Genomic DNA, 6904 nt, shown 5'->3' with positions numbered 1-6904 from the left:
CCATAATATCCCAACTCAGCGGTGCGGTGCCGTGGGATTCCCGCGTCTTCAGGCGCGGGAGGATGTCAAAAATGGTTGTCGTCGCCGCTCGCGGATGTTTAAATACCGTATCGCCGACCGCGCGCCCCGGACACCGAGAATTATGCCTCGGTCGGCCGAACGAGTGGTATGGCACTCGCGGACCCCGACCTCTCGGGCTCGACGGCGTTCATCACCGGGACGACCCGCGGCATCGGCAAGCAGATCGCGCTCGCGCTCGCCGACCGGGGCTGTAACGTCGTCTCGACGGGCAAGACGACCGACGGCGACGACTCCGAGCTCGAGGGAACGATCGAGCAGACGGCCCGCGAGGTGCGCGACCGCGGGCCCGAGGCGCTCGCGCTCGAACTCGACCTCCGCGACGAGGCCCGCGTCGAGGCCGTCGTCGAGGCGTCGATCGACCGCTTCGGCGAGGTCGACGTCGTGATCAACAACGCGAGCGCGATCCAACTGGCGAACGTCGCCGACCTGCCGGCCGACCGGTTCGACCTCCTGACCGACGTGAACGTCCGCGGGACCCACCTCGTCGCGCACGCGTTCGCCGACCACCTCGCGGGCCTCGACGAGGCGTGGCTGCTGTCGAACTCGCCGCCGGTCACGACCGACCGCTCGCCGGGGAAGGCCCCGTACGCGTGGTCGAAGCTCGGGATGTCGTTCGTCACGCTCTCGCTCGCCGAGGAGCTGGCGGGCGACGGCGTCGGCTGTAACACGTTCTGGCCGGTGACGACGATCGACACCCGCGCGACCCGCTACTTCGGGCTCGGGACCGAGGACGACTGGCGCACCCCGGAGATCGTCTCCGACGCGGTGCTCGAAATCCTCGCGCGCGACCCGTCCGAGTGCACGGGCAACAGCTTCTACGACGAGGAGCTGCTCCGCGAGGCGGGGGTCACCGACCTCTCGGCGTACAACCTCACCGACGGCGACCCCGCCCCGATGTCGGCGCGGCTGTTCGATCCCGAGTTCGAACGGGAGGCGTGACCGCGTCGCAAGGGTGCGTGACCCCGTCGCGGTCGTACTCGCTCGGCGTCCGTCGCGGTCGTACTCGCTCGGCGTCCGTCCCGACCGGCCCCCCGTCTCAGCGCGTGACCGCCTCGCGTAGCGCCGCGGTCGCCGCTTCCGGATCCTCGGCGGCCGTGATCGCCGACAGCGCCGCCACGCCGGCCGCGCCGGCCTCGACCACCGGCGCCGCGTTGCTCGCGTCGATCCCGCCGATCCCGATCGTCGGGACGTCGACCGCGTCCGCGACCGCGGCGACTCGCTCGGTGCCGATCCCGTTCCGGTCACCGGAGACGTCCTTCGAGTCGGTGCCGTAGACGGCGCCGACGCCGAGGTAGTCCGCGCCCGCCGCCTCGGCCGCCCGCGCCTGGTCGACCGTCGAGGCCGAGACGCCGACGACCGCTTCCTCCCCGAGCTGCTCGCGCGCCACCGCGACCGGGAGGTCCGACTGCCCCAAGTGGACGCCGTCGGCGTCGACCGCGGCGGCGACGTCGACCCGGTCGTTGACGATCAGCGGGGCGCCCGCGTCGGCCGTCAGCTCGCGCACGCGCTCCCCGACCTCGTACCGCGTCGCGTCGCTCGCGTCCTTCTCGCGGAGCTGCACCGCGTCGACGCCGCCCGCGAGGGCCGCCTCGACGACCGTCTCCGTGTCGCGGCCCGCCGACCGGCTCGCCCCCGTCACGAGGTACGTCCGCCACTCCGTGGGATTCATGGGTGATATCTTCTGGTGGTCGCGTGAAAAGCTGTCGCTCGAGGTGGACAGACCCAAGCCGCCCCGGCCCCTACCGACGCCGATGCGATCACGACTCCGGGCCGCGGCCCGCCGGCTCCGAGGCGCGCTCTCCCGGCTCGGCTCGGCGGCGGCGGACGGGCTGGACCGCGCCGGCGTCATCGACCGCGGCCGGCTCCGCGAGACGCTCGACCTGGCGTGGCCCCGGATCGTCACCGGGTTCGCGATCATGTCGAAGAACACGGTAGACCTGGCGGTCGTCGGGATCGCGCTCGGGGCGCCGTCGGTCGCCGGGCTGGCGTTCGCGTTCGCCTACTGGCAGCTCGCGAAGTTCGTCTCTATCGGGCTCGCGGGGGGGACGGTGTCGCTCGTCTCGCAGAACTACGGGGGCGGCGAGGGCGGCCGCGCCGCGCTCGTCGTCAAGGGGTCGCTGGTCGCCGCGCTCGCGCTCGTCGCGCCGATCATCGCTGGCTTCGTCGCGTTCGCCGAGCCCCTGATCGCGCTCGTCGGCGGCGAGGGGACCGCGCTCCGGGCCGGGACGACCTACCTCGTCGTCACCGCGCCGGCGCTCGCCTTCGAGTTCTTCAACATGATCGCGAGCCGCACCTACGCCGGCGTCGGCGACACGTTCACGCCGATGGTGGTCCGGGCCGGCGGCGCCATCCTCAACGTCGTCCTCACCGTCTGGCTCGTGCTCGGCGTCGGCCTCGGCGTGCTCGGCGCGGGGCTCGGCACCGCCGTCTCCATCGCCGCCGTCGGGATCGCTCTCTCGTGGGGGATGACCGGCCGGTCGTACTTCGGGCACGGCGCCTCGCCGGTCCCGGTCGGCCGCGCCGGGCCGTGGATCGACGCCGACCTGGTCCGCCAGCTCCTCCGCGTCTCCGCCCCCCTGATCGCGCGCCGGGTGGCCGAGGGGGTCGCCGTCTTCCCCCTGCTGTGGATCGCCTCTTCGTTCGGCGACGCGACCGTCGCGGCCCTCGAGGTGGGTCGGCGCGTCCGGGCGCTCCTCGGGAGCTTCAGCTGGGGGTTCTCCATCGCCGCGAGCACGCTCGTCGGGCAGCGGCTCGGCGCGGGCGAGGAGTCGCTCGCGACCGAGTACGGCCGCGACGTGATCCGGCTGTCGGCGCTCGTCTACGTCCTCGCGTCGGCGGTCGTCGTCCTCGCCGCCGACCCGATCGCGGGCGTGTTCGTCGACGACCCGGCGGCCGTGGCGGCGACCGCGGCGTTCGTCGTCGTCGCCGCTGTCTCCGCGATACCGCTCGGTGTCGGCGGCTCGGTGACGGGGTCGCTGCGCGGCGCCGGCGACACCCGGTGGCCGTTCGCGGCGTCGATGGTCGGGTCGTACGTCGTCGCGATCCCGGTCGCGCTGCTCGGGCTGGCGACGCCGCTGGGCGTCGGCGGGCTGTACGCGGCGGTGATCGCCGAGAAGCTGGTCCCGGCCGGGCTGAACCTCGCGCGGTTCCGGTCGAACCGGTGGCAGGCCGTCAGCCGGCAGTACCGGCCGGACGCGGCGGACGACTCGTCGGTGGAGTAGAACCGCGAGAGCCCTACTCCTCGTCGGCGACCGACTCGAGCACCTCGACGCTGCCGGTGAGCTGCCGGTGGACGTACGGCATGTCGATGCCGGCCTCGTCGAACGCCTCCTTCACCGCGGTGACGTACTCCGAGCGCACCCGGACGAAGTCCCCGCGGTCGGGGTCCGAGATCCACCAGCGCGACTGGAGCCCCACGGCCGAGTCGCCGAGCTCGACGAGCCGGACCGAGACGCCCGGGTCGTCGAGGATCTCCTCGTGGGCCTCGGCCTTCTCCGTGATGATGTCCGTCGCCTGCGCGATGTCGTCGTCGTACCCGATCCCGAAGACGAACTTCTGGCGCAGCGTCTCGTACGCGACCGGGTTGGTGACGGCGCTGTTCGCGAGGTCGCCGTTCGGGACCGTGATCCGCTCGTTGTCGAAGGTCCGGACCCGCGAGACGCGCAGGTCGATGTCCTCGACGCGGCCCGCGTTCCCGTCCCACTCGATCCAGTCGCCCACCTCGAACGGCTTGTCCTTCAGGATGAAGATCCCGGCGACGAAGTTGCCGAGGAGGTCCTGGGCGGCGAACCCGATCGCGAGCGCGATGGCGCCGCCGAAGACGGCGAACGCCGAGAGGAACGCGCCGAAGCCGGCCATCGTGAACGCGATCGCGATCGCCGCCACCCAGACGACGGCGTTCGCCACGCTCGACCCGAGGCTGCGGACGGCCTCGTCGAACCCCCGCGACCGCAACACCCGCATGATCGCCGGGACGAGCACGAACTTGCCCAGTAGCAACACCCCGACGAACCCGACGAGGAAGAGGGCCGCGGAAAACAGCACCCCCGCCAGGGCCGCGCTCAACCCGAAACCGCCGAACTGTAGTGGTAGCATCGCCCTGCAGTTCGGAAGGATATTCAAAGAATCTACTGGCAGCGCAGTTGTTTATCAGGGCTCGACCGCCGGTCCGGCGGCCACCCCGATCGTCGCTCAGTCGCCGCGAACCGCGAGCGGCCCGTCTCCCCGAGCGACCCCGCGGAGCCGCCGCCCGTGAACGTCGCTCTCGCGGATTCGCTCGCGGACGGTCGGGGGGATCCACCCGTCGCGGGAGGTCGGCGCGGGAGCGGGGTCGACGCCGACCGGGCGGACGCCCTCCGGGAGGAACCGCGCGTAGGTCGGGAGCCGCTCGCGCAGGGGCATCCCGCCGGCGTCGGCGACCGCCCGGAGCCCGTCGAGGTCGGGCCACTCGTATGCGGGGTTGATGTAGTCGTCCGTCACCGGGGAGACTCCGCCGAGGTCGTCGATCCCGCAGTCGACGAGGTCGGCCGCGGGCGAGAGGTTCGGCGGCACCTGCACCGACACCTCCGCCGGGAGCGCGGCCCGGGCCATCGCGACGACCCGGCGCATCGTCTCCAGGTCCGGCTTCGCGAAGTCCGACCGCTCGTTCGGCACGACGTTCTGCACTATCACCTCTTGGACGTGGCCGTGGCGCTCGTGGAGCTCGCGGATCGCGAGCAGGCTCTCCGCGCGGTCGCGCCACCCCTCGCCGATACCCACCAAGATCCCGGTGGTGAAGGGGACGCCCCGCCGCCCGGCTGCCCGGATCGTGTTGAGCCGCTGGCCGGGGGTCTTCCGCCGGCCCCCGCTGTGGGCGTCGACGTCGGCGGTCGTCTCCAGCATGACGCCCATCGAGGCGTTCACCTCCCCCAGCGACGCGAACTGCGTCTCGGTCAGGTCACCCGGGTTCGAGTGGGGAAGCAACCCCTCCTCCAGGGCGATCTCGCAGGCGCGGTAGAGGTAGTCGTGGATCGAGTCGAACCCCCACTCGCCGAGGGTGTCGTGGATCCCCGTGTACCGGTCGTCCGGCTCGTCGCCGAAGGTGAAAAGCGCCTCCGTACAGCCCGCATCGGCGCCGACGCGGCACTGTTCGCGCACCTCATCGGGCGATAGCAGCGACGCCTCTCCCGGGACGTCGTAGTAGGTACAGTACGTACAGGTGTACCGACACGCCGTGGTGAGCGGAATGAAGACGTTGCGCGCGAAGGTGAGCCGATCGGCGGGCTCGACGTCGGCCGGGCGGACCGAGAGCAGTCGCTCGACCGCCCGCTCGTCGACCGCGACGTCAACGTCGTACTCGTCGGCCCCGGCGAACACGTGCGCTCCTCACACTCGGGCCTCAAAAAGGATCGCGGTCGCGGATCCGAGGGGGTCGCCGTCTGACCCCCTACTCCCGTTCGACGCCGACCCGTCCGTCCGCCGTGTCGAGCGCGAAGCCGGCCTCGCGGAGCCACTGCGCCGCCCTGCTCTCGCCGCCTCCGCCGCCATCGCCGTCCGCCTCGGCGTGGATCAGCAGCTCGGCGAGGTCCGCCGGCTCGTCCACGTCGGTCGCGAGCCGGTGGGAGTCGACGACCGCGACGCTCAGCCCCGCGTCCGCGGCGATCTGCCGGTGGTCGAGGTACGACGCGCCGTGATAGTCCACCCGAAACGCGGGGTCGTCGGCGACGAACGCGTTCGTCCCGCCGCCGCGACCCGGGGCGACCGCGACGTCGGCGTCGCGACCGCCCTCGAAGAGCCCGCGGAGCGCCGCCGGAGTCGCGAGCGCGAGGTCCGCCATGACCACCGCGACCGGGCCGCTATCCCCCGGAGACTCACCGAGCCGCGCGTCCAACGCCGCGTTCACCGCGGTCGTCAGCGGGCGGTCGTCGACGGTGACCGGGCGTTCGAGGTCGACCGCGTCGGTCGCGAGGACCCGCGGCTCGCCGCCGGCCGCCGCGACGGCGTCGAGCACGTCACGCAGCATCGCCCGCGAGAACGCGCTCCGCTCGTCGGGTGAGAGAACGCCGGAGAGTCGGGACTTCGGCCGATCAGTCGAGAACGGAACGACGACCTCCATCGCGAGCGACGGCGGCCCTCAGAACAGTGATTCCAGCTCGTCGCTGTCGTCGCTAACGAGCTCGTCGAGGTTCTCGTCGCTCTCTTCGCGGATCTCGTCGAGGTTGTCTTGCGCCTCGATGGCGACCTGCTGGAGCTCCTTGATCCGCGGGACGTTCGTGACGCCCGCCAGCAGGATCACGGTCGCGACGAAGCCGGCGCCGCGGTACGGGTAGTCGCCGCCCCGGACCTCCATCGAGCCGGTCTGCTCTTCGAGCCACTTCCGCCCGCGCTCGATACCCTTCCGGTTGAGGTACTCCGGCGGCCCGGCGAGCACGAGCAGCGCGCGCTCCGCGCCCTCGATCTCGCAGGGGAGCGTGAGCCGCCCCAGCGCCGCCTTGCGGACGAGGCTGGTGATGCGGTTCGTGGTGTGTGCGCTGTCGAGCTCGTCGTTGCTGCCGTCATCGCGGAGCCGCGAGAGCAGCCCGCCCGAGCTGCGCTCTTCGACCTCTTCCTCGGCGTAGCCGACGGTCGAGACGCCGCCGCCGGAGAGCGTGTTGATGATCTCCGAGGAGTCGACGACGCTCTCGCCGACCTCCTGGCCCTGCTGGATCTCGCCGGCGCCGAAGAGGATCCCGAACCGCCGGACGATCTCCTCGTTGATCTCCTCGTAGCCGCCCTGGACGGACTCGCCCGTCTTCCGCCAGGCGTCGTTGTCGAACACCATCAGGTTGTCCACCTCGCGGACGAA

7 protein-coding genes are annotated in these 6904 nt (G+C 72.0%); 2 read left to right on the top strand and 5 right to left on the bottom strand.

The features are described 5' to 3' along the window. The first annotated feature begins 168 nt into the window (after positions 1 to 168). Positions 169 to 1020 (top strand): SDR family oxidoreductase, encoded by an 852-nt coding sequence (locus N5096_RS14580; RefSeq protein ID WP_267665534.1) that lies wholly within the window; start codon positions 169 to 171, stop codon positions 1018 to 1020. Between the two features lie 97 nt (positions 1021 to 1117). On the opposite strand, the gene thiE is transcribed toward N5096_RS14580, so the two are convergent. Continuing rightward, positions 1118 to 1750 carry a thiamine phosphate synthase gene (thiE, locus tag N5096_RS14575; RefSeq protein WP_267665533.1) on the bottom strand — a complete coding sequence of 211 codons (633 nt, stop codon included), beginning with the start codon at positions 1748 to 1750 and terminating at the stop codon, positions 1118 to 1120. An 82-nt stretch (positions 1751 to 1832) separates the two neighbouring features. Between thiE and N5096_RS14570 the strand changes: the two genes are divergently transcribed. Further along, on the top strand, positions 1833 to 3302 hold the full coding sequence (locus N5096_RS14570) for an MATE family efflux transporter (RefSeq protein ID WP_267665532.1): 1470 nt from the start codon (positions 1833 to 1835) through the stop codon (positions 3300 to 3302). Between the two features lie 13 nt (positions 3303 to 3315). On the opposite strand, the gene N5096_RS14565 is transcribed toward N5096_RS14570, so the two are convergent. From N5096_RS14565 to N5096_RS14550, 4 genes are all read right to left on the bottom strand, one after another. Continuing rightward, positions 3316 to 4176, bottom strand: a complete 861-nt coding sequence (locus N5096_RS14565) for a mechanosensitive ion channel family protein (RefSeq protein WP_267665531.1) — start codon at positions 4174 to 4176, stop codon at positions 3316 to 3318. A gap of 96 nt (positions 4177 to 4272) precedes the next feature. After that, positions 4273 to 5436, bottom strand: a complete 1164-nt coding sequence (gene cofG / locus N5096_RS14560; protein ID WP_267665530.1) for a 7,8-didemethyl-8-hydroxy-5-deazariboflavin synthase subunit CofG — start codon at positions 5434 to 5436, stop codon at positions 4273 to 4275. A 70-nt stretch (positions 5437 to 5506) separates the two neighbouring features. Beyond that, positions 5507 to 6175: a 2-phospho-L-lactate guanylyltransferase gene (gene cofC / locus N5096_RS14555; RefSeq protein WP_267665529.1), complete on the bottom strand. Its 669-nt coding sequence runs from the start codon at positions 6173 to 6175 to the stop codon at positions 5507 to 5509. 18 nt (positions 6176 to 6193) lie between these two features. After that, positions 6194 to 6904: FtsZ/tubulin family protein (locus N5096_RS14550; RefSeq protein WP_465261741.1), on the bottom strand; the 711-nt coding region annotated here is incomplete at its 5' end.

This window comes from Halorubrum yunnanense, from assembly GCF_026586675.1.
GTDB classification, from domain to species: domain Archaea; phylum Halobacteriota; class Halobacteria; order Halobacteriales; family Haloferacaceae; genus Halorubrum; species Halorubrum yunnanense.
The sequence above is the reverse complement of the archived record's forward strand: the minus strand, read 5'-3'. Positions and strand labels throughout refer to the sequence as shown.